The organism is Mesobacillus sp. ABV4_180 (genome assembly GCF_056158485.1).
On record NZ_JBSWTJ010000001.1, the window covers coordinates 1,502,663 to 1,524,452 of the forward strand.

The 21,790-nt window shown below is 44.0% G+C and carries 22 protein-coding genes and 1 other annotated feature; of the genes, 20 read left to right on the forward strand and 2 right to left on the reverse strand.

Annotated features, from left to right (window positions below; all coding sequences use genetic code 11):
* The first annotated feature begins 233 nt into the window (after positions 1 to 233).
* Positions 234 to 995 (forward strand): tRNA threonylcarbamoyladenosine dehydratase, encoded by a 762-nt coding sequence (locus ACXAEA_RS07440; protein ID WP_475095270.1) that lies wholly within the window; start codon positions 234 to 236, stop codon positions 993 to 995.
* 35 nt (positions 996 to 1,030) lie between these two features.
* Here ACXAEA_RS07440 and ACXAEA_RS07445 read toward each other — a convergent pair whose 3' ends face one another.
* A complete protein-coding gene (locus ACXAEA_RS07445; protein ID WP_475095271.1) occupies positions 1,031 to 2,305 on the reverse strand; it encodes a replication-associated recombination protein A in 1,275 nt (424 codons plus the stop codon).
* A 210-nt stretch (positions 2,306 to 2,515) separates the two neighbouring features.
* On the opposite strand from ACXAEA_RS07445, the gene cymR reads away from it, so the two are divergent.
* The 5 genes from cymR (at position 2,516) to recD2 (ending at position 8,543) form a co-directional block, all read left to right on the forward strand.
* Positions 2,516 to 2,938, forward strand: coding sequence for a cysteine metabolism transcriptional regulator CymR (gene cymR / locus ACXAEA_RS07450; RefSeq protein ID WP_475095272.1), 423 nt, complete (start codon positions 2,516 to 2,518; stop codon positions 2,936 to 2,938).
* A gap of 43 nt (positions 2,939 to 2,981) precedes the next feature.
* Positions 2,982 to 4,124 (forward strand): cysteine desulfurase family protein, encoded by a 1,143-nt coding sequence (locus ACXAEA_RS07455; protein WP_475095273.1) that lies wholly within the window; start codon positions 2,982 to 2,984, stop codon positions 4,122 to 4,124.
* A gap of 44 nt (positions 4,125 to 4,168) precedes the next feature.
* Entirely contained in the window at positions 4,169 to 5,284 is a 1,116-nt protein-coding gene (gene mnmA, locus ACXAEA_RS07460) for a tRNA 2-thiouridine(34) synthase MnmA (protein ID WP_475095274.1), read from the forward strand.
* Positions 5,285 to 5,386: 102 nt separating this feature from the next.
* Complete coding sequence (locus ACXAEA_RS07465; RefSeq protein WP_475095275.1) at positions 5,387 to 6,046, forward strand: tetratricopeptide repeat protein; 660 nt, start codon at positions 5,387 to 5,389, stop codon at positions 6,044 to 6,046.
* A gap of 34 nt (positions 6,047 to 6,080) precedes the next feature.
* Complete coding sequence (gene recD2 / locus ACXAEA_RS07470) at positions 6,081 to 8,543, forward strand: SF1B family DNA helicase RecD2 (protein WP_475095276.1); 2,463 nt, start codon at positions 6,081 to 6,083, stop codon at positions 8,541 to 8,543.
* A gap of 47 nt (positions 8,544 to 8,590) precedes the next feature.
* Here the strand turns inward: recD2 and ACXAEA_RS07475 are convergent, their stop codons facing one another.
* On the reverse strand, positions 8,591 to 9,601 hold the full coding sequence (locus ACXAEA_RS07475) for a peptidoglycan recognition protein family protein (protein WP_475095277.1): 1,011 nt from the start codon (positions 9,599 to 9,601) through the stop codon (positions 8,591 to 8,593).
* 191 nt (positions 9,602 to 9,792) lie between these two features.
* On the opposite strand from ACXAEA_RS07475, the gene ACXAEA_RS07480 reads away from it, so the two are divergent.
* From ACXAEA_RS07480 to greA, 14 genes are all read left to right on the forward strand, one after another.
* Entirely contained in the window at positions 9,793 to 10,269 is a 477-nt protein-coding gene (locus ACXAEA_RS07480) for a PRC-barrel domain-containing protein (RefSeq protein ID WP_475095278.1), read from the forward strand.
* Between the two features lie 9 nt (positions 10,270 to 10,278).
* Positions 10,279 to 10,470, forward strand: a complete 192-nt coding sequence (locus ACXAEA_RS07485) for a hypothetical protein (RefSeq protein WP_144476106.1) — start codon at positions 10,279 to 10,281, stop codon at positions 10,468 to 10,470.
* A gap of 23 nt (positions 10,471 to 10,493) precedes the next feature.
* The gene (locus ACXAEA_RS07490) at positions 10,494 to 10,628 is read left to right on the forward strand and encodes a YrzQ family protein (RefSeq protein WP_475095279.1); all 135 of its coding nucleotides are present in this window, start codon (positions 10,494 to 10,496) and stop codon (positions 10,626 to 10,628) included.
* A 179-nt stretch (positions 10,629 to 10,807) separates the two neighbouring features.
* Positions 10,808 to 11,887 carry an AI-2E family transporter gene (locus ACXAEA_RS07495; RefSeq protein ID WP_475095280.1) on the forward strand — a complete coding sequence of 360 codons (1,080 nt, stop codon included), beginning with the start codon at positions 10,808 to 10,810 and terminating at the stop codon, positions 11,885 to 11,887.
* Positions 11,888 to 11,954: 67 nt separating this feature from the next.
* Positions 11,955 to 12,168 (forward strand) — a binding site (T-box leader).
* Between the two features lie 74 nt (positions 12,169 to 12,242).
* On the forward strand, positions 12,243 to 14,876 hold the full coding sequence (gene alaS / locus ACXAEA_RS07500) for an alanine--tRNA ligase (protein ID WP_475095281.1): 2,634 nt from the start codon (positions 12,243 to 12,245) through the stop codon (positions 14,874 to 14,876).
* A gap of 78 nt (positions 14,877 to 14,954) precedes the next feature.
* Positions 14,955 to 15,224 (forward strand): IreB family regulatory phosphoprotein, encoded by a 270-nt coding sequence (locus tag ACXAEA_RS07505; protein ID WP_023627198.1) that lies wholly within the window; start codon positions 14,955 to 14,957, stop codon positions 15,222 to 15,224.
* Complete coding sequence (ruvX, locus tag ACXAEA_RS07510) at positions 15,225 to 15,641, forward strand: Holliday junction resolvase RuvX (RefSeq protein ID WP_475095282.1); 417 nt, start codon at positions 15,225 to 15,227, stop codon at positions 15,639 to 15,641.
* A gap of 14 nt (positions 15,642 to 15,655) precedes the next feature.
* Complete coding sequence (locus ACXAEA_RS07515; protein WP_475095283.1) at positions 15,656 to 15,943, forward strand: DUF1292 domain-containing protein; 288 nt, start codon at positions 15,656 to 15,658, stop codon at positions 15,941 to 15,943.
* A gap of 209 nt (positions 15,944 to 16,152) precedes the next feature.
* Complete coding sequence (gene mltG, locus ACXAEA_RS07520; RefSeq protein WP_475095284.1) at positions 16,153 to 17,304, forward strand: endolytic transglycosylase MltG; 1,152 nt, start codon at positions 16,153 to 16,155, stop codon at positions 17,302 to 17,304.
* A 286-nt stretch (positions 17,305 to 17,590) separates the two neighbouring features.
* Entirely contained in the window at positions 17,591 to 18,229 is a 639-nt protein-coding gene (locus tag ACXAEA_RS07525) for an O-methyltransferase (protein ID WP_475095285.1), read from the forward strand.
* Between the two features lie 5 nt (positions 18,230 to 18,234).
* Positions 18,235 to 19,164: a peptidase U32 family protein gene (locus ACXAEA_RS07530; RefSeq protein WP_475095286.1), complete on the forward strand. Its 930-nt coding sequence runs from the start codon at positions 18,235 to 18,237 to the stop codon at positions 19,162 to 19,164.
* A 27-nt stretch (positions 19,165 to 19,191) separates the two neighbouring features.
* Positions 19,192 to 20,460 (forward strand): peptidase U32 family protein, encoded by a 1,269-nt coding sequence (locus tag ACXAEA_RS07535; protein ID WP_475095287.1) that lies wholly within the window; start codon positions 19,192 to 19,194, stop codon positions 20,458 to 20,460.
* A 3-nt stretch (positions 20,461 to 20,463) separates the two neighbouring features.
* Positions 20,464 to 21,099 carry a uridine kinase gene (gene udk / locus ACXAEA_RS07540; RefSeq protein WP_475095288.1) on the forward strand — a complete coding sequence of 212 codons (636 nt, stop codon included), beginning with the start codon at positions 20,464 to 20,466 and terminating at the stop codon, positions 21,097 to 21,099.
* A 204-nt stretch (positions 21,100 to 21,303) separates the two neighbouring features.
* A complete protein-coding gene (greA, locus tag ACXAEA_RS07545) occupies positions 21,304 to 21,780 on the forward strand; it encodes a transcription elongation factor GreA (protein WP_475095289.1) in 477 nt (158 codons plus the stop codon).
* Positions 21,781 to 21,790: the final 10 nt, after the last annotated feature.

Genomic DNA, 21,790 nt, shown 5'->3' on the forward strand with positions numbered 1-21,790 from the left:
GAGAGGCTCTAACGGATAAAACTCGGAGGAACCGCCATCGCAGTGTCCGTAAGCCAAACCACATAAACCATCAATTAATGCTTGTTTTATTAACCACACTCAACCCTGCCAAAATAAACCTCCTTATAAACTCATTAATTCCTATAAAAATACTTGAATTTAACGGCGGGTATGTTATATTCAAAAGCGGGTATAGATAGTAACATCAATCTTATAATTTGGAGTGAGTTTGCATGCTTCATCAATTTTCAAGAAATGAATTGGCCATCGGAAAAGAGGGCCTTGATATAATGAAAAATAGTACTGTTGCAGTTCTCGGAATCGGTGGTGTTGGTTCCTTCGCTGCAGAAGCTCTGGCGAGGTCTGGTGTGGGCAAGCTTATATTGATTGACAAGGATGATGTCGATATCACGAATGTCAACCGCCAGCTGATCGCGCTTCTTTCGACAGTAGGAAAACAGAAAGTAGAAGTGATGCGCGACAGAATCAGAGATATCAATCCTGACTGTGAGGTCATTGCGTTAAAGATGTTCTATACAGAAGAAACATATGAAGAGATTTTCGGCTACAACCTTGATTTCATCGTCGATGCTTCTGATACGATTTCTTATAAAATCCATTTGATCAAGGAATCCCTTAAGCGTAACATTCCTATGATTTCAAGCATGGGTGCAGCGAACAAGATGGATCCAACGAGATTCATGATTGCAGATATCTTCAAGACACATACCGATCCGCTTGCGAAAGTGATTCGTACCCGCCTGCGGAAAGAAGGAATCAAAAAGGGCATTCCGGTTGTTTTCTCTGATGAAAGTCCAATCGTGATTCGTGAAGATGTCCGCAAAGAGGTGGGCAATGACAATGCGGAAATCCGCAAAGCAAAAATGCCTCCATCTTCCAATGCATTTGTTCCATCAGTGGCAGGGCTCATCATGGCAAGCTATGTCGTAAGAGAACTGTTAAAAGATATTGAAATTAACCGTGTGAATAGCTAAAAAATAAGCGGAAGGGTCCACGGTGGCCCTTCCGCTTATTTTTTATGTCCTGTTATTTTTTCATAGATTGCTGCTATTGCCTGTTCAAATTTTCCTGTCCTCTTAGGCTTGTAATACACCTTGTTCTTAATCCTGTCAGGAAGATACTGCTGCTTGACCCAACCGCCTTCATAGTCATGTGGGTAAAGATAATCTACACCTCTTCCAAGATCTTTGGCCCCTTTATAATGGGCATCCTTCAAATGGTCAGGTACTTCGCCGCTGATGCCTGAACGGATATCTGAAAGGGCAGAATCAATCGCTACATAAGCAGAATTGGACTTTGGCGACAGGCATAACTCTATGACAGCGTTAGCCAGCGGAATTCTCGCCTCCGGAAAACCAACCCTTTCCGCAGCTTCGATTGCTGCAAGCGTCCTTTGGCCAGCCTGCGGGCTCGCCAGTCCGATATCTTCATAGGCTATTACCAGAAGCCTGCGGTTGATACTGACAAGATCACCTGCTTCAATCAATCTGCCAAGGTAGTGGAGGGCAGCATTCACGTCGCTTCCCCTGATGGATTTCTGGAAACCTGAGAGCACATCATAGTGGGCATCACCGTCTTTGTCATGTGCGAGGCTTTTCTTCTGCATGCACTCTTCTGCAGCACTTTCCCCGATGTGGATCACTCCGTCTTCATCAGTTTCAGTAGAAAGTACAGCAAGTTCTAGTGCATTCAATGAACTTCTCACATCCCCGCCAGAAGCAGTGGCAAAATGGGTAAGGGCTTCATCGGTGATCTCAATCTTTAATTTTCCCAGGCCTCTTTCTTCGTCTGAAATCGCCCTTATTAACGCAGCTTTTATATCCTCGGGTTCAAGCGGCTTCAATTCGAAGATCTGGCATCTGGACCTGATTGCAGGATTGATTGCATGATATGGATTGCTGGTAGTAGCACCAATCAGGACCATCATTCCATTTTCAAGATAAGGGAGCAGGAAGTCTTGTTTCGCTTTGTCGAGGCGATGCACCTCATCAAGGAGCAGGATGACTTTTCCTGACATCTTCGCTTCGGCTGCAACCACTTCCATATCTTTTTTATTATTAGTCACAGCATTCAGTGTCCTGAATGCAAAATTCGTGCTTCCGGCAATTGCACTGGCAATCGAGGTTTTACCAATTCCAGGCGGACCGTAAAGAATCATTGAAGATAATTGCCGTGCCTTCACCATTCTGTTTATGATTTTTCCTTCGGAAACAAGATGTGATTGGCCAATCACTTCATCAATTGTCCGCGGCCTCATCCTGAAAGCCAGAGGTTTAAGGTTCATGCTCATCGCTCCAATAAATCGCGTATTTCGTATATATACAATACCATGAACGGCGGTCTTGCGCATTGAACATGCAATTTGTGCTATAATGTCAAAAGCCTACCTATTGACTTAGGATTTTGGTAAAATTTAAATTGAGAGAATGCCTCGTGGGGCATTAATATATGATTGGAAAAAATAACCTTTAAGAATATGGGATAGAGGTGCAATATGAAAATATCGACGAAGGGACGCTATGGACTCACCATCATGATTGAGCTTGCCAAGAATTATGGTGAAGGACCGATATCTCTGAAGTCCATTGCGCAAACTAATGATTTATCGGAGCATTATTTAGAGCAGCTCGTTGCTCCACTAAGGAATGCAGGCCTGGTGAAAAGCATCAGGGGAGCATATGGAGGGTATAAACTAGGCTCTGAACCATCAAAAATCTCAGCTGGCGACATCATCCGTGTCCTCGAGGGGCCAATCAGCATCGTTGAAGGCATTGAGGATGAAGAACCTGCCAAGCGTGAACTCTGGACACGCATTCGAGACGCGGTAAAAGATGTACTCGACAATACGACAATCGAAGATCTCGCCAACCATACCGACAATTTCGGCGAATCTGATGCTTATATGTTTTATATCTAATTAACACTGTTCTACAAAAATCTTCTGAAGAGAGGGTAAGACTTTGGAAAGAATCTATTTGGACCATGCGGCTACTACTCCAGTCCATCCCCAGGTCCTCGCAGCGATGGTAAAGGTAATGGAAGCTGAGTTCGGAAATCCGTCGAGCATCCATCATTTTGGACGTGAAGCCAGGAAAATCCTTGACGATACCCGCCATGAACTTGCGGGAAGTATAGGGGCAAAAGCAAACAATATCATTTTCACCAGCGGCGGAACGGAAGCGGATAACCTGGCTATCATCGGATATGCCGAGAATAATCGCTCAAAAGGGAAGCATATCATCACGACACAGGTTGAGCACCATGCCGTGCTCCACAGCTGTGGAGAATTGGAGAAGCGAGGCTTTGAGGTCACATATCTTCCAGTGGATGAAGACGGTTTGGTTTCGGTTGCAGCATTTAAAGAGGCATTGAGAGATGATACGATTCTCGTGACGGTCATGTACGGCAATAATGAAGTAGGAGCCATCCAGCCAATAAAAGAAATTGGCCAAATCCTCTCTGACCATCAAGCCGTATTCCATAGTGATGCGGTTCAAGCATATGGAATCGAAAAGCTGGATGTGAATGACCTGAAGGTAGACCTTCTTTCTGTCTCTGCACATAAAATCAACGGTCCTAAAGGAATCGGTTTTTTATATATACGGGATGGAATTAAACTTGCACGCCAGCTTTTTGGAGGCGAGCAGGAACGGAAACGACGGGCAGGAACAGAGAATGTGGCGGCCATCGCCGGTTTTCGTAAAGCAGTCGAGCTTTCCTTAAAGGAGCTTGAAAGCAAGCGCAGCATCTATCAGGATTTCAGGAATCTTTTCATTGATAGAATCGAAACGGGCGGAATCTCCTTCCAGCAGAACGGATTACTTGATAAGTCACTGCCACATATTTTAAACTTAAGTTTTCCTGGGACAAATGTCGAAGCGATGCTAGTCAATCTAGATCTGGCTGGAATCGCAGCATCCAGCGGTTCAGCATGCACAGCAGGCTCGATAGACCCTTCTCATGTGCTTGTCGCGATGTTCGGCAAAGATTCAGATAGACTCACAAATTCAATTCGATTCAGTTTCGGTTTAAATAATTCGCGGGAGCAGATTGAAAAAGCGGCTGAAGAAACCGCGAAAATTGTCAAGAGGCTGGCGAAATAACCGGAAGGGTAGAATAAGTTTTAATAGAAAAGAGGTGTGGCATAATGGATAAATCACCAAAGGATACTAGAGTGGTGGTCGGAATGTCCGGGGGGGTTGACTCATCAGTTGCAGCGCTGCTATTGAAAGAGCAGGGCTATGATGTAATCGGCATCTTCATGAAGAACTGGGACGATACTGACGAAAACGGCGTTTGTACAGCGACGGAGGATTATGAGGATGTAATCCGTGTCTGCAACCAGATCGGCATTCCATATTATGCGGTTAATTTTGAAAAACAATATTGGGATAAGGTTTTTACCTATTTCCTGGATGAATATAAAGCAGGCAGGACGCCAAACCCGGATGTCATGTGCAATAAGGAAATCAAATTCAAGGCATTCCTTGAACATGCAATCAATCTTGGGGCTGACTATTTGGCAACTGGCCATTATGCAAGAGTAGAAGATCGCGACGGTGAACGGAAAATGCTCCGCGGACTTGATGAAAATAAGGACCAGACATATTTCTTGAACCAATTGAGTCAAAGTCAGCTGGAAAAAGTCCTCTTCCCAATCGGCAACCTGGAAAAAGCCAGGGTAAGGGAGCTGGCAAAGGAAGCGAACCTTGCGACGGCTTCTAAAAAAGACAGTACCGGCATTTGCTTCATAGGCGAACGGAATTTCAAAGAATTTCTTGGCAATTACCTTCCTGCACAACCAGGAAATATGGAAACAATGGAAGGTGAAGTAAAAGGCAAGCATGACGGGCTTATGTACTACACGATTGGCCAGCGCCAGGGACTTGGCATCGGTGGCTCCGGGGAACCCTGGTTCGTTGTCGGCAAGGATTTGGAACGCAATGTCCTGCTTGTTGAACAAGGCTTCCACAATGAACTACTGTACTCAGATTGTATCACAGCCGTTAATGTCAGCTTTGTATCCGACCTTCCAAAGGAAAAGACCTTCGAATGCACGGCGAAATTCCGATACCGTCAGCCTGATAACGCTGTGACTGTGGAACTACAGGAAGATGGAAGCGCGAAAGTCCTTTTTAAAGAGCCAATCAGGGCAGTAACCCCGGGACAAGCTGTTGTTTTCTATGACGGCGAAGAATGTCTTGGCGGAGGCACGATTGATGAGATTTTCAAAGACGGAGGCAAATTGACATATGTCGGTTAATGCTGATCATATCCCCGGCGGCCATGCTTCGCCGGGGATTGTTTTATTTAATGGAATACACTATATATATGATATACTTGCTTGGAGATTGGAGTGTTCAAATTGGATAAAAACCAGACAGGCATTGAATTTATGAAGGAAGGCAAATGGGAAGAGGCGGCACAGGCTTTCATGGAAGCAATCGAAGCCCTGCCGGAAGATCCTGTTGCATACATAAACTTTGGCAATGTCCTCACAGCAGTGGGTGATACTGAAAGAGCAATGAATTTTTACAACAAGGCAATCAGCCTCGATGAAAATGCAACGGCAGCTTATTATAGCAAGGGCGGGTTTTTTTATGATGCCCAAAATTTTGAAGAAGCAAAAAATATGTTTGAACTAGCCTTGAAAAAAGGACTTGAAACTGGCGATAACTTTTTTATGCTGGGAATGAGCCTTGTACAGATGGGGAACAGCAAGCTTGCGCTGCCATATTTGCAGCGGAGCACGGAACTTCTCGACATGGACGCAGAAGCTTATTTCCAATATGGACTATGCCTGGCAAGGGAAGGATTCATCGATGAAGCGATCCAAACCCTTGAACAGGCGACCAAGCTTGATCCTGAGCATGCTGACGCCCTTTATAATCTTGGCGTCGCATATGGCTTTAAAGAAAATGGAGAAAAAGCGCTTGAATTGTTTAACCGGGCTTTGGAGGTCCAGCCAGACCACTTGCTTGCAGGCCACGGCAAAAAACTGATTGAGGGACAGGATCTCCACTAAATAAATCGAATGTATGGAAAGGGGGAAGATACCTTTGGAAAAGCAGGACACACTTGATTTGTTTTCTGAGCAGGGAAAGTTCATGAAAGGAAAGCATCTTGTCACCATTTTTCATAATGAACAAAATCTCTATACAGTCCTGAGAATAAGGGTAGAGGAAACAAATGAGCAGTATGAAGATAAGGAAGCTGTCATCACAGGATACTTCCCCCGGATCCACGAGCAGGAAACGTATATATTCTTTGGTGAAGTGAAGGAGCACCCAAAATTCGGGACACAATTCCAGGCCACTCACTTCCGCAAAGACCTTCCCCAATCAAAACAAGGTATCGTCAGCTACCTGTCGAGTGACCTTTTCAAGGGAATCGGTAAGAAAACAGCAGAAAAAATCGTTGAGACACTGGGCGAAAAAGCAATCACGAGGATTATCGAAAACCCCTCTGTTCTTGAACAAATACCGAAACTGCCCCCTGAAAAAGCGAAAGACTTGTATGATACATTGATGGAGCATCAGGGATTGGAGCAGGTCATGGTTGCCCTGAACCAATATGGTTTTGGACCGCAGCTATCAATGAAAATTTATCAGGTGTATAAAGAGCAGGCAATTGAAGTGATCCAGAGTAATCCTTATAAGCTGGTTGAAGACATCGAAGGGATCGGTTTTGGAAGGGCAGATGAACTTGGGGGCCAGCTTGGCCTTACCGGCAATCATCCTGACCGTATTAAGGCAGCAGCACTATATACGCTGGAGAGTTCAAGCATCCAGGGCGGCCATGTCTTTATGGAAGCTGAGGCACTGCTTGTAGATGTCAAAAAGCTGCTTGAAGACAATCAGAATATTGAAATTGAATACACTGATATCTCGAAGGAAATCATCAGTCTTGGCGAAGAAGGTAAACTGGTTGCCGAGGAACAACGGATCTATCTGCCATCACTTTATTATTCAGAAAAAGGGCTTGTTGCGAATATCAAAAGAATTCTTGAGCAATCGGAGTATGAAAACCAATTTCCTGAATCAGAATTCCTCCTTGCGCTTGGAGAGCTCGAGGAGCGACTTGGCGTTCAATATGGGCCGAGCCAGAAGGAAGCAATCCAGACGGCGCTGATGTCCCCGATGATGATTCTGACTGGTGGACCGGGTACAGGAAAAACGACCGTTATTAAAGGAATTGTTGAATTATATGCCGAGCTGCACGGCTGTTCCCTTGATCCGAAGGATTACAAAAAAGAAGAGCCATATCCATTCCTGCTTGCTGCACCAACTGGGCGTGCAGCCAAACGTATGACAGAATCTACAGGACTTCCAGCCGTGACGATTCACCGTCTGCTCCGTTGGAATGGTGCAGAAGGATTTGAACATAATGAGGATCAGCCGCTTGAAGGGAAAATCCTCATCATTGATGAAACTTCGATGGTCGATACATGGCTGGGACACCAATTGTTCAAGTCCCTACCTGACAATATACAGGTCATTGTGGTAGGAGACGAGGACCAGCTTCCATCCGTTGGCCCCGGCCAGGTACTGAAGGATTTGCTCGATTCCGGCAGGGTTCCAACAGTAAGGCTGACGGATATTTACAGACAGGCTGAAGGCTCATCCATTATCGATCTTGCCCACCAGATTAAAAAGGGAGTACTGCCAAGTGACATATCCGTCCAGCAGCCAGATCGCTCTTTTATAAAATGCAGTACAAACCAGATTCCGCAGGTCGTCGAAAAGGTCGTCGCCAATGCGAAGAAGAAGGGATACTCACCGAAGAATATCCAGGTGCTTGCCCCGATGTATAGGGGACCCGCCGGCATTGACCGCTTGAACGAACTGCTCCAGGATTTATTCAATCCTAATGGTGATGGAACCCGTAAGGAGCTTGCGTTCGGAGATATAAAATATCGGATTGGCGATAAGGTCCTTCAGCTTGTCAATCAGCCTGAGGCGAATGTCTTCAATGGGGATATGGGTGAGGTTGTAGCCATTTTCTATGCAAAAGAAAATACCGAAAAGCAGGACCAGCTAATCGTTTCCTTCGATGGGATCGAAGTTACCTATAACAGGCCTGACTTGTCACAAATTACCCATGCTTACTGTTGTTCAGTCCACAAATCACAGGGGAGCGAATTCCCCATTGTCGTGTTGCCAGTAGTAAAAAGCTATTACCGGATGCTGCGAAGGAATTTGATTTACACTGCGATTACAAGAAGCAAACAATTCCTGATTCTCGTCGGAGAAGAGGATGCTTTAAAAATGGGCATTGAACGTGGTGATGATACCGAGCGGAACACGACACTAGTTGAGAAACTGATCCAGATGCTTCCTGAACTCAATGATGACCATGATGGAAAGGTTGAAGTCCATCAAGAAGCCCGAGATCAAGCCCCACCAGCAAAAGTGAAAAAGGACCAAAATGAAGTCGACTATTTGGAAGAAATCAGGAATGCAGATCCTATGATTGGGATGGAAGACCTGACTCCTTATGATTTTATGGAAGAAGGAAGCTAGTAAACAGACAAGAACCCGCATAATGGCGGGTTCTTGTTTGTTCATCGCTATCTCAAAGAAGCGGAGATTTCATGCATTTTTTTGTTCACTAAAGGATAAAACTGATTTTTCGCATCAGTTGTGGAATTTCCGCCGAAAAAGCCGGTTCCTGGGCAGGTTTTGACTGCATGGCCTTCGCCTTCATCAAGAACTCTTTCCCCTGAGTTAATATCCCACCAATGATGATATGTGATTGTGTCAATAGAAGGAGCAAGGCCGAATTTCATCATAAGCAGCGCTGTGACTGTAAGGATTGTCTCCCTTTGCGCATCTGTCATCTGGTTATTTCCGGCATCGAAATTCCCAACATTCTCGATTGCCAATGCGTCTGCTTCAATCTCACGCATCACTGATTCATTCAGGAGTCCAAATGAGCCTTCTGGAGGAGTGTTGAAAGACCTCCCGACAGCTACTTTCCCATCCGGAAAAGTCGTCAACTGCTGGCTGATTGTGCTCCACTTCATGGAATTGACATGATAGTCTTCCATTCCTTTTAATAAGGTGAAATGATTCGAGCCATTGAATTGCTGATAAGATGGCTGATAGGTATGATGCTGCTGGATCTTGCCGATTTTGCGAGTGAAAAGGTGATTGAATAGCCAGTCCTTAAATTCCTCTCTTGTCATTAGCACGTATTGGCCCTGCATGGACAGCCTTTTTGGAGGAATCCTCAGTATTTGACCCACATAAATCACATTCGAGTTCAATTTATTAGCTGTTTTAATGGACTGTACAGTAGAATTGAAAGAAACAGAAAGCTTCCAAAGAGTGTCTCCAGGTACGACTTCATACATGATCGGTACCCTAAGCTTCTGCCCCACTAAAATCAAATCTGATTGCAAACCGTTTATGAGTTTTAAGTCTTCGACCGATGTCCGATAAGTAGAGGCAATTTTCCATAAGTAATCCCCAGTCTTTACCTCATACGTATTCCTCGGGTGATTAGCTGCATATGCAGCAGGTAAATTCATTGACAATAAAAACAAACAGAATAAAATTACCGATGCCCGTTTTTTCATAAAGTTTATTTCCTTTCATTAAGATTTTCACCCAGGCTTGAAAAGCTTACCTGTAATTAGTTTGCAAAACCACTGAATAATTACACGGATTTTTTGAAGTTTTATCAGCCTGAAGAATGGAAATCCTTTCACCACATGAATCCAGCAAAGCTGTGGAAACTAATATTGTTCGGGAAAGGCGGGACAAACTTTTGCGGACATTTTCACACTTAAAGGGATTGCCTGTCTATGAATTGGCGAGTGGACAAAAACTGGGCGAAGTTTGTGATGTGAGCATTTCAAGCAATGGAAGCGTACTAGGCTTACTTGTGAAAAAGGGTGCGTTCATCAAGAAAACATTTCAGATCAGGGTTGGCAATGTTGCATCTTTTGGCTGGGATGGCGTTATGGTGAAGGACAAATCAGCTTTGGAGCATTTGGAGACAGAGCCTGAATATACGTTTGAGCATAACCAAAGCCTTGCTGGCAAAAGGCTGCTTTCCAAAGATGGCGAACAGCTTGGTCTTTTGGAAGACGTATATTTTTTGGAAGAATTGGGCACGATTGTAGGGTACGAATTAACTGATGGCTTTTTTTCGGATATCACGAATGGAAAGCGTGTGATCAAAACCACTGGTCCCCCTGCAATCGGAAAGGATGCCATCATCGTCACTGTAAAATCGAGATGAGGTGTCCTTATGTTAAGTTGTCCCAATTGCAGAAGCAAGGATATAGGGAAAATTGGCATCAACCAATATTACTGCTGGAATTGCTTCATAGAACTGTCACTGAATAAAGGCCTGATCCATACCCATCAAGTAGAGGAAGATGGAACATTAAGCTCCCTAGATGACTTATTTGATGAAGATCAACGTCAATACGGCATGTAAAATAAAATTAAGAGGTGAAACACATGAATAAAATGTTAACCTCCGTAATCGCTTTTGGCGCTGGTATGGCAGCTTACAACTATGCTTCCAACAACAATATGATGTCCGGAAGAAAAATGAAGAAGCTCGGCAAGAAAATGACAAGAGCTCTATTCTAAAATAAATGTAATCCCCTGTCTATTTTTGCAGGGGATTTTTTTATGAGATAAATTCCACTTCGAGAATTGTCCAGCTCCAGCGCTTGTCGAGGCTGACCAAGGCGCTTGCGCTTTTCTTATCCAAATGTATAATCCCCTGCCTTTCTTTCAAGACTAGAAAGAAAGGAGGTTGGAAATGGATGAATATCCAGATGAAATGGTATTACCGGCTTGGGTTTCTTCTCCTTTTGTTTATTGTCATTTATATTTTTATAAAGCTGCAGGCACTCTGGGTTCCCGTTTTGGAAGTGCTGGTTACGCTCTTTATTCCTTTTTCCGTGGCGGCGTTCATTACATATTTGCTGCATCCGATTGTGGAAGCTTTACATCAAAGAGGTCTGCATAGGGGCATTTCAATCCTCATCATCTACATTCTATTTTTCGGAGGAATGGGCTTTGCATTTTACAAAGGGATACCAGCGCTTATCCACCAGCTTCGCGACCTTGCGGAGAATGCGCCATATTTTGCTGATCAATATAAACAAATGGTCAATAATATTATCGATCAAACCTCCACATGGCCGGCTGGCATTCATGAAAGGATTGAGGATGGCATTAATCGCATGGAGCAATGGCTGGACGGAGTTCTCGCAGGTACAATGACCTTCCTGATGGATATTATCAATTCGATACTGACCATTGCAGTCATTCCTTTCATTGCTTTTTACATGCTTAAGGATTTTGATGTGATGAAAAAAGCGGCATGGTATCTGACACCACGGCAGTGGAGACAGCCGGGTACCAGATTCCTGCACGATGTCGACAAGTCGCTGGGGAGCTATATCCGCGGCCAGCTGCTAGTTTGTCTCGTCATTGGTGTGCTGTCCTGGCTTTTCTTCTGGATAGCCGGCATCAAGTATTCGCTGCTGCTCGGAGCGATTGTCGGCATCACGAACGTCATTCCATATTTTGGACCAATCATCGGTGCGATTCCTGCTGTCATCATTGCTGCGACGATGTCGGTAAAAATGGTGCTTATTTCTCTGGTAATCGTTTTTTCACTGCAATTCCTTGAAGGAAATATATTGTCGCCTTTGATAGTCGGAAAAAGCCTGCATATGCATCCGTTGATGATCATGTTTGCCCTGCTTGCCGGAGGAGAGATTGGCGGTATCCTTGGACTGATTCTCGCCGTCCCGGTATTGGTTGTGCTGCGAGCAGCGATCATCCATGCAAAAGATCATATCATCCTCGAAAGAAAAAAGGAGCACCCGACTTAATTTTTTTTCCAGGTTGTTTGACAAACAGCATGTAGCTATATATAATTCGGCTATAAGAATAATAATTAGCAAAATGTAGAAGGAACGAGTATGTTATAGACCATCGTACAGAGAGGAATTCCAGGGCTGGAAGAATTCCCGGTGAAGGATAACAGAAGGCTATTCCGGAGTGCAGGCCAAAACCTGCCGTAGCAGCTGCGTTAAAGCGTTATTGAGAGATGGGCGCAAGTTTTGCGCGTCCATAATCAGGGTGGTACCGCGAGCAAGCTCTCGTCCCTGTCCAGGGATGAGGGCTTTTTTTGTTGCCTAAATTCCCTGAATGCTTATATTTTCTTGAATTTAGGAGGTTGGGTAGATGAAGAAACTTACAGGTTCTGAAATCAGAAGAATGTATCTTGAATTTTTTAAGGAAAAGGGCCATGCCATCGAGCCTAGCGCATCACTTGTACCGCATGATGACCCGTCCCTGCTATGGATCAACAGCGGCGTAGCGACTTTGAAAAAGTATTTTGACGGCCGTGTTGTTCCGGAGAATCCACGGATCACGAACGCGCAAAAGTCAATCCGCACGAATGATATCGAAAACGTGGGCAAAACAGCTCGCCACCATACATTCTTTGAAATGCTTGGCAACTTCTCAATCGGCGACTATTTCAAAGTGGAAGCGATTGAATTTGCATGGGAATTCCTTACGGACGAAAAGTGGATCGGTTTTGATCCTGAAAAATTATCCGTGACGATCCATCCTGAAGATGACGAAGCTTTTAACATCTGGAGAGAAAAAATCGGCGTCCCTGAAGAGCGCATCATTCGCCTTGAGGGGAACTTCTGGGATATCGGTGAAGGACCAAGCGGACCAAACACAGAAATCTTCTATGACAGAGGACCTGAATACGGAAATGATCCGGAAGATCCTGAATTATACCCTGGCGGCGAAAATGACCGTTATCTTGAAGTCTGGAACCTTGTATTCTCTGAATTCAACCATAATCCGGATGGAACATATACTCCGCTGCCTAAGAAAAATATTGATACAGGCATGGGACTTGAGCGTATGGCATCTGTTGTCCAGGACGTCCCTACGAACTTTGATACGGATTTGTTCATGCCGACCATCAATGCGACAGAAGAGATTTCAGGTGAAAAATACGGAGTATCCAAAGAAAAGGATGAGGCATTCAAGGTTATTGCAGACCATATTCGTACGGTAGCATTTGCAGTTGGAGATGGCGCACTTCCATCAAACGAAGGCCGAGGATACGTTTTACGCAGATTGCTTCGCCGTGCTGTCCGTTATGCGAAAAAGCTGAATATCGAGCGTCCTTTCATGTTCGAATTGGTGCCAGTTGTTGGAGAAATCATGCATGACTTCTATCCTGAGGTAAAAGAAAAAACAGACTTCATCCAGAAGGTAATCAAGAATGAAGAAGACCGCTTCCATGAAACCCTTCACGAAGGTCTAGCAATCCTATCAGAACTAATTAAGAAGGAAAAGGAAAAAGGCAGTGGCATGATCCAGGGTAAGGATGTCTTCCGTCTATACGACACATACGGATTCCCTGTGGAACTGACTGAGGAGTATGCTGAAGAGGAAGGATTGAAGGCTGATCATGACGGCTTTGAAAAAGAGATGGAGCTCCAGCGTGAAAGAGCTCGTGCTGCACGTCAGGATGTAGGTTCCATGCAGGTTCAGGGCGGAGTCCTTGGTGACATTAAAGAAAGCAGTGAGTTCGTCGGCTATGATACGTTCGAAACGAACAGCAGGATTGTCGCCCTGGTGAAAGACGGCGAGCTTATTGACGAAGCACGCGATGGTGAAGAGGTTCAAATAATCCTCGATGTAACGCCTTTCTATGCAGAAAGCGGCGGTCAAATTGCTGATAAAGGAACGATTGTTGCAAATGAAGTCAGGCTGTCGGTCAAGGATGTCAAGAAAGCTCCGAATGGACAGAACCTCCATAATGCAGTTGTTGAGGAAGGGACAGTAACGAAAGGTCTTGAAGTAACCGCTAAAGTTGACAATAGCAACCGTGCAAGAATAATCAAAAACCATACGGCAACACACTTGCTGCACCAGGCTTTAAAGGATATACTCGGCACACATGTCAACCAGGCAGGCTCCCTTGTAGAACCTGACAGACTTCGTTTTGACTTCTCTCACTTCGGCCAGGTGACTGCTGAGGAACTGGAAAAAGTAGAAGCAATCGTCAATGAGAAGATTTGGAAGAGCATCGAGGTTGATACAAGCTTCAAACCAATCGCTGAAGCTAAGGCAATGGGAGCTATGGCATTGTTCGGCGAAAAATATGGTGATATTGTCCGTGTTGTAAAAGTTGGCGACTATAGCCTTGAGCTTTGCGGCGGATGCCATGTTCCTAACACCTCAGTAATCGGGTTGTTCAAGATTGTATCCGAGAGCGGGATTGGTGCTGGAACTCGAAGAATCGAAGCTGTGACTGGTGAAGCTGCATACAAGGTACTGAACGATCAGATCAGTATCCTGAAGGATGCAGCTGCAAAACTTAAGACTTCACCAAAGGAAGTAGCGAACAGAATTGATTCAGTCCTTGTTGAAATGAAACAGCTTCAGCGAGAAAATGAATCGCTTGCTGCCAAATTGGGTAATATTGAAGCAGGAAGCCTTGCATCGAAGGTGAAGGAAGTAAATGGTGTTCAATTGCTTGCTGCACGTGTCCAGGCTGCAGACATGAACGGACTGAGAAACATGGCTGATGATCTGAAGCAGAAGCTTGGTTCAGCAGTGATCCTTCTTGGATCAACTGATGGCAGCAAAGTGAACCTGATTGCAGCTGTAACAGATGATTTGATCAAGAAAGGCTACCAGGCTGGAAAATTGATCAAAGAAGCAGCTTCAATTTGCGGCGGTGGCGGCGGCGGCCGTCCTGATATGGCTCAGGCTGGCGGAAAAGACCCATCAAAACTCGACAATGCGCTGCAATTTGCTGAAGAATGGGTTAAATCAATTTGATATAAAGGTAAAGTAGTGTAGAATGAAGGTAATTAGAAGAAAAATTTGCCTGTCATTTTTAAAAGTGAGGTGCATTCGATGAGCTCTTTTGATAAAACGATGAGATTTAATTTCCCCGAAGAGCCTTTTGAGCATGATGCCAATGAAGTCCTGCTGCAGGTATATGAGGCATTGCAGGAAAAAGGGTATAACCCGATCAACCAGATTGTCGGATATTTGCTCTCTGGCGACCCGGCTTATATTCCCCGCCATCGGGATGCCCGCAATATCATCCGCAAGCTTGAGAGGGATGAAATTATCGAGGAACTGGTTAAATCCTATTTAAGGAACCACCGAGAGGGGAAATAAATGCGTACGATGGGACTGGATGTCGGCTCGAAAACAGTCGGCATAGCGCTGAGCGATGAACTGGGATGGACGGCTCAGGGACTTGAAACATTGAAAATCAACGAAGAAGAAAATGTGTTTGGTTTCGATGAATTAGGTAAAATAATAAAAGAGCACGAGGTCGGCAAAGTCGTCGTCGGATTGCCGAAGAACATGAACGGCACAATCGGCCCCCGGGGCGAAGCCAGCCAATTCTATGCACGTGAATTGGAGGAAAGGTTCGGCATTCCGGTCGTCCTTTGGGACGAGCGCCTGACAACAGTCGCTGCCGAACGGGTTTTGCTTGAGGCGGATGTCAGCCGAAAAAAAAGGAAAAAAGTCATTGATAAAATGGCAGCAGTGATGATTCTACAAGGCTATCTAAATAGCCAAAATTAAATGAGGTGACTTTAATGGATCACGGAGAAAACAACATTACAGTAGTAGACGAAAACGGCAACGAACAATTATGCGAAGTACTTTTCACATTTGACTCTGAAGAATTTGGAAAGTCGTATGTTCTATATTATCCAATCGGAGCAGACGAAAGCGACGATGAGGAAATCGAAATCCACGCTTCTTCTTTTGTACCAACTGAAGACAATCAGGATGGCGAGCTTATGCCAATCGAGACTGACGAAGAATGGGACATGATCGAAGAAATGCTAGAAACGTTCCTAGCAGAGCAGGACGAAGAATAATACGTAAAAAAGACCAGGCCAAAAAGCCTGGTCTTTTCATTTGGTTTTAATCAAAGCAGGAATACTTTGTCGCAAATTCTGTTTATTTGTCGCTTGTGGTATTTTTTCGTAATTATTTGCAAATATAAATAAAAAATATAGTATAATGGTGCGAGATGTGAAAATAGAGATGATCCAGGTGATTAGCGTGTTGACTGGAGGGGGAACTTATGTCTGACGAGAAAAATATAAATGGCACTAAAAATGAAAAAAAGCAAATGATCGCTGAAAAGTTGATCGAGCAGCAAAAGGAAGCGAGAATTGTCAGGAAAATAGTCTTCATTACGGCAATTGCGGCACTCCTTCTCATAGGCGCAATCGGCGGCGGCGGTTACTATTACATCAAAGAAGCCTTGAAGCCGGTAGACGAAAACAGTAAAAAAACAATCGATGTCAATATTCCAATTGGCTCATCAACTACAGGAATAGGAAAGATCCTTGAGGATGAAGGTGTCATCAGAGACGCTCGAGTCTTCAAATACTATGTGAAGTTTAAAAACGAAGCTGGTTTCATGGCTGGAGACTATAAAATGAAGCCATCCATGACGCTACCGGAGATCATTACAAGCTTGAAAACAGGAAAAGTCATGCAGGAAGTGGTCATGAAAATCACGATTCCGGAAGGCAAGCAATTAAAACAGATTGCTGGGATCATCGCTGAAAAGACCCAGCAGGACCAGGAAGAAATTTTCAAACAGCTGAATGACAAAGAATTTATTACAAAAATGATGGCTAAATATCCAGATGTGCTTTCTGAAGAGATCTTAAAAGAAAATGTAAAGTATCCGCTTGAGGGGTACCTATTCCCGGCAACATATCCATTCTATTCTGAAAAACCGACTGTAGAAGAAATTGTCACCGTCATGTTAACACAAACAAAGAAAGTACTCGGTGAATTCAGGGGGCAAATGGAAGAAAAGGAAATGACAACACATCAATTGATGACAATGGCGTCTCTTATTGAAGAAGAGGCTACAGAAAAAGTGGATCGTGATAAGATAGCGAGTGTTTTCTATAACCGTATAGAAGAGGGCATGATGCTGCAAACAGACCCGACTGTCCTTTACGCGCATGGAGAACATAAGGATCGTGTGTTATTCAAGGACCTTGAGATCGATGATCCGTATAATACCTACAAAAATTTAGGCCTTCCGCCAGGACCGATTGCCAATCCAGGGGTCATGTCGATAGAAGCAACATTGGCACCAGCTGATACAGACTACTACTTCTTCCTTGCCACTTCGACTGGAGATGTAATCTTCACACGGACATTGGCTGAACATAACCGGGAAGTAGCAAAACATATCACGAACAAAAACTAGCAGTAAAATACAGGGAAATGCAGAAAGATTAGCATTTCCCTTCTTATTGTGGTAAAATAATTCAAGTGTTTTTTTCTTGTACTAAAAACTGTTTAGCAGCATTTTGCTTTACTGATAGCGTGCATTACAGATGTAAGAGGTATGGCTTTTTGGCTGAAGGAAACTGTGGGGATTTTTTTCCTATAAGCATTCTTCTCTTATCCTGTGAACGCTATTTTTTTCATGCCTGAACAGTTATTAATATCTACCATGGCTATTTTTAGCCTTTGAATAGAGGTGAGGCAGCTTGCTAAGTGAAAAGCTGCAGGAATATATAGATTCACTCATACAGCCAAGGCAGGGACTGCTTGCTGAAATGGAAGAGTTCGCGATGGTCAACAATGTCCCAATCATGGAGCCTGCAGGGATCGAAACGATGCTTCAGCTTTTGCGGATCCAAAAACCTGAGATAATTCTTGAGGTAGGAACTGCTATTGGCTACTCAGCGCTGAGGATGGCCTATGCTCTCCCAGATGCCAGAATCATCACTCTGGAGCGCGATGAGGAACGATATGTGCTTGCCGTTGATTTTATTAAAAAGGCAGGAATGCAGGAACAAATCGTCCAGATTAAAGGCGATGCGCTTGAGCTTGAGGATGAAGTTGCTGGTCATGCTCCATTTGATGCAGTATTCATTGATGCTGCCAAGGGCCAGTATAAGAGATTTTTCGAGATATACTCCAGGTATTTAAAACCTGGCGGAATGATCATTACCGATAATGTCCTTTTCAAGGGACTTGTATATAATCAGGAAGCAGAAAGCAAAAATGTCCGCAGTCTGGTAAAAAAAATTGATGAATTCAACCGCTGGCTCACATCCCACCAGGAATATGACACAATCATTCTCCCGATTGGCGATGGCGTAGCGGTTAGTAAGAAGAGGTGAACGGAATGAAAAAACCTGAATTATTGGTAACTCCAACAAGTGTAGAAGAAATTATTCCATTAACGGAAGCAGGTGCAGATGCTTTCCTTATTGGCGAGCAGAAATTCGGCCTTCGTCTTGCTGGCGAATTTTCACGTGAAGACGTCAAAAAGGCAGTTGAATTGGCACACTCAAAAGGGAAGAAAGTATATGTAGCAATGAATGCACTGTTCCACAATGAAAAAGTGGACCAGCTCGGTGAGTATCTGACATTCCTGCAGGATGTGAAAGTTGATGCAGTAACCTTCGGCGATCCGGCAGTACTGATGGCTGCAAAGGAATATACTCCTGAAATGAAGCTGCACTGGAGCACTGAAACGACCGGAACAAACTGGTATACTTGCAACTATTGGGGCAGAAAGGGTTCCAAACGAGCTGTCCTTGCAAGAGAAATCAATATGGATGCAATTGTCGAAACGAAAGAAAATGCTGAGGTTGAAATCGAGGTACAAGTCCACGGCATGATGAATATGTTTCAATCGAAGCGCCCGCTCCTTGGCCATTATTTTGAATATCAGGGTAAAGCGATGGAAGTTGAGAATCGTAAACAGGAACGCAATATGTTCCTTCATGATAAAGAACGTGAAAATAAGTACCCGATTTTTGAAGACGAAAACGGTACACATATCATGAGTCCTAATGATATTTGCATTATCGATGAGCTTACAGAGCTTGTGGAAGCAGGAATTGATTCTTTTAAAATTGACGGGATTCTGAAAAGCCCTGAGTATATTCTTGAAGTCACGAAGCTTTACCGTAAAGCCATCGACTTGGCTGTTGAAGACCCTGACCAGTATGAGGAAGAAAAGGATGGCCTTCTTGAAGCTGCTGAAGCGCTGCAGCCGCCTAATCGCCCGCTGGATACAGGATTCTTTTTCAAAGAGACGGTTTATTAAGAGTACAAACTATAAGGAGGTTGCGTTATGACAGCAGTAACAGATCATATCTCACAAATTGTTGACGGAAAACGTGTCATTGTGAAAAAACCAGAACTGCTTGCGCCAGCCGGAAATCTTGAAAAACTTAAGATTGCCGTCCATTATGGTGCAGATGCCGTCTTTATTGGCGGACAGGAGTATGGTTTGCGTTCAAACGCAGATAATTTTACTTTCGAGGAAATGAAGGAAGGCGTCGAGTTCGCAAGGAATTACGGCGCAAAAATATATGTTACAACAAACATCTTTGCTCATAACGAAAACATCGATGGTCTTGAAGACTATCTGTTGGGATTGAAGGAAGCTGGCGTCCACGGTATCATCGTCGCTGATCCACTGATCATTGAAACGTGCCGCAGGGTTGCTCCAGAGATTGAAGTTCACTTGAGCACTCAGCAATCCCTTTCCAACTGGAAAGCTGTCCAGTTCTGGAAGGAAGAAGGGCTGGAGCGTGTGGTTCTTGCGCGTGAAACAAGCGCGGAAGAAATCAAGGAAATGAAAGAAAAGGTCGATATCGAAATTGAAACCTTCATCCACGGAGCAATGTGTATTGCATACTCAGGCCGCTGTACGCTGAGCAATCACATGACGGCACGGGATTCAAACCGAGGCGGCTGCTGCCAGTCTTGCCGTTGGGATTATGATTTGTATACACTTGAAGGAAAAGAAGAAAACCCGTTATTTGCTGAAGGCGATTCTCCTTTTGCTATGAGTCCCAAGGATCTGAAATTGATTGAATCAATTCCTCGTATGATCGAGCTTGGAATTGACAGCTTGAAAATTGAAGGCCGCATGAAGTCAATCCACTATATCGCTACAGTAGTCAGTGTGTACCGTAAAGTGATTGACGCTTATTGCGCCGATCCAGAAAACTTTGTCATCAAGCAGGAATGGCTGGAAGAGCTTGATAAATGTGCGAACCGCGAAACCGCTACTGCCTTCTTTGAAGGAGTTCCTGGGTATAAAGAGCAAATGTTTGGAAACCATAGCAAAAAGACAACTTTCGATTTTGCAGGCCTTGTGCTTGATTACGATGCTGAGTCACAAATGGTTACACTTCAGCAAAGAAACTATTTCAAGCCTGGAGACGAGGTTGAATTCTTTGGACCAGAAATCGAGAACTTCACACATGTGATTGAAAAGATTTGGGATGAAGATGGAAACGAGCTGGATGTTGCTCGTCATCCTCTGCAAATCGTGAAGTTCAAGATGGACAAGCCCGTCTACCCAAATAACATGATGCGGAAGGAGAAATAATTGATGAACCGCAAGCCTGTTGTTATTGGCGTAGCCGGTGGATCCGGCTCTGGAAAGACCAGTGTTACGAAAGCAATCTACGAAAGCTTCAAAGGCCACTCAATCCTGATGATTGAACAAGACTACTATTACAAAGATCAAAGCCATCTGCCAATGGAAGAACGTTTGAAGACAAATTACGACCATCCGCTGGCGTTTGATAATGATCTATTGATCGAACACATTGAACAACTGCTTCGTTATGAATCAATCGATAAGCCAGTTTACGATTATGCCGTTCATACAAGGTCCAGTGAAATCATTCATGTCGAGCCTAAGGATGTTATTATTTTGGAAGGGATCCTGATCCTCGAAGATGAGAGATTACGCGATTTGATGGACATGAAGCTTTATGTGGATACAGACGCAGATTTGCGCATCATTCGCAGATTGCTCCGCGATATTAAAGAGCGCGGACGTTCAATGGATTCAGTTATTGAACAATACGTCAGTGTCGTCAGGCCGATGCATAATCAATTCATCGAACCGACAAAACGTTACGCTGATATCATCATCCCAGAAGGTGGCCATAATCATGTGGCGATTGACTTGATGGTAACAAAAATTCAAACAATTCTTGAACAAAAATCATTTTTGTGACACAATAGCATAGATAAAGTGGACATGGAAGTACTTGAATAAAGTGCTTCCATTTTCCAAAGATAAGTAAATGGCCCAATTTGGACCTATTAAAAATGCGCGCCCTGTTAAAGGACGCGCTCCTGTATATTTTTCAGGTTACATAATATAATATTACACAATCTATTTTTGGGGAATTGTGAAGACTAGAAGGAGTGAAGGATTTTGGCTACAGAAAAAGTTTTTCCTATGACATTGGCTGGGAAAGAAAAGCTGGAACAAGAATTGGAAATGTTGAAAACGGTTAAACGTAAAGAAGTGGTTGAGAGAATCAAGATCGCCCGCAGCTTTGGCGACCTTTCAGAGAACTCTGAGTACGATTCTGCAAAAGAGGAACAAGCTTTTGTTGAAGGCCGTATCACTACTCTTGAAAATATGATCCGCAATGCAAAAATCATCCAGGAAGATGAGTTGAGCACAGATTCAGTCAGCCTTGGCCGCACAGTGACATTTGTCGAGCTGCCTGATGGTGATGAAGAATCCTATACAATTGTGGGAAGTGCAGAAGCAGATCCATTTGAAGGGAAAATTTCAAATGACTCTCCAATTGCGAAAAGCCTAATGGGCAAAAAAGTGGGCGATGAAGTGACTGTCCAGACTCCTGGCGGTGAAATGAACGTCCGCATCACGACAATCAAATAAATACCCATAT

What these genes read in the sequence shown, in the direction of transcription:
- cymR (WP_475095272.1), top strand. Translation starts at nt 2,516, where the DNA reads ATGAAAATATCGACGAAGGGACGCTATGGACTCACCATCATGATTGAG.
- ACXAEA_RS07475 (WP_475095277.1), bottom strand. Translation starts at nt 9,601, where the DNA reads ATGAAAAAACGGGCATCGGTAATTTTATTCTGTTTGTTTTTATTGTCA.
- ACXAEA_RS07485 (WP_144476106.1), top strand. Translation starts at nt 10,279, where the DNA reads ATGTTAAGTTGTCCCAATTGCAGAAGCAAGGATATAGGGAAAATTGGC.
- mltG (WP_475095284.1), top strand. Translation starts at nt 16,153, where the DNA reads ATGTCTGACGAGAAAAATATAAATGGCACTAAAAATGAAAAAAAGCAA.
- ACXAEA_RS07535 (WP_475095287.1), top strand. Translation starts at nt 19,192, where the DNA reads ATGACAGCAGTAACAGATCATATCTCACAAATTGTTGACGGAAAACGT.
- mnmA (WP_475095274.1), top strand. Translation starts at nt 4,169, where the DNA reads ATGGATAAATCACCAAAGGATACTAGAGTGGTGGTCGGAATGTCCGGG.
- ACXAEA_RS07490 (WP_475095279.1), top strand. Translation starts at nt 10,494, where the DNA reads ATGAATAAAATGTTAACCTCCGTAATCGCTTTTGGCGCTGGTATGGCA.
- ACXAEA_RS07530 (WP_475095286.1), top strand. Translation starts at nt 18,235, where the DNA reads ATGAAAAAACCTGAATTATTGGTAACTCCAACAAGTGTAGAAGAAATT.
- ACXAEA_RS07505 (WP_023627198.1), top strand. Translation starts at nt 14,955, where the DNA reads ATGAGCTCTTTTGATAAAACGATGAGATTTAATTTCCCCGAAGAGCCT.
- udk (WP_475095288.1), top strand. Translation starts at nt 20,464, where the DNA reads ATGAACCGCAAGCCTGTTGTTATTGGCGTAGCCGGTGGATCCGGCTCT.
- ACXAEA_RS07515 (WP_475095283.1), top strand. Translation starts at nt 15,656, where the DNA reads ATGGATCACGGAGAAAACAACATTACAGTAGTAGACGAAAACGGCAAC.
- ACXAEA_RS07440 (WP_475095270.1), top strand. Translation starts at nt 234, where the DNA reads ATGCTTCATCAATTTTCAAGAAATGAATTGGCCATCGGAAAAGAGGGC.
- ACXAEA_RS07495 (WP_475095280.1), top strand. Translation starts at nt 10,808, where the DNA reads ATGAATATCCAGATGAAATGGTATTACCGGCTTGGGTTTCTTCTCCTT.
- ACXAEA_RS07445 (WP_475095271.1), bottom strand. Translation starts at nt 2,305, where the DNA reads ATGAACCTTAAACCTCTGGCTTTCAGGATGAGGCCGCGGACAATTGAT.
- ruvX (WP_475095282.1), top strand. Translation starts at nt 15,225, where the DNA reads ATGCGTACGATGGGACTGGATGTCGGCTCGAAAACAGTCGGCATAGCG.
- alaS (WP_475095281.1), top strand. Translation starts at nt 12,243, where the DNA reads ATGAAGAAACTTACAGGTTCTGAAATCAGAAGAATGTATCTTGAATTT.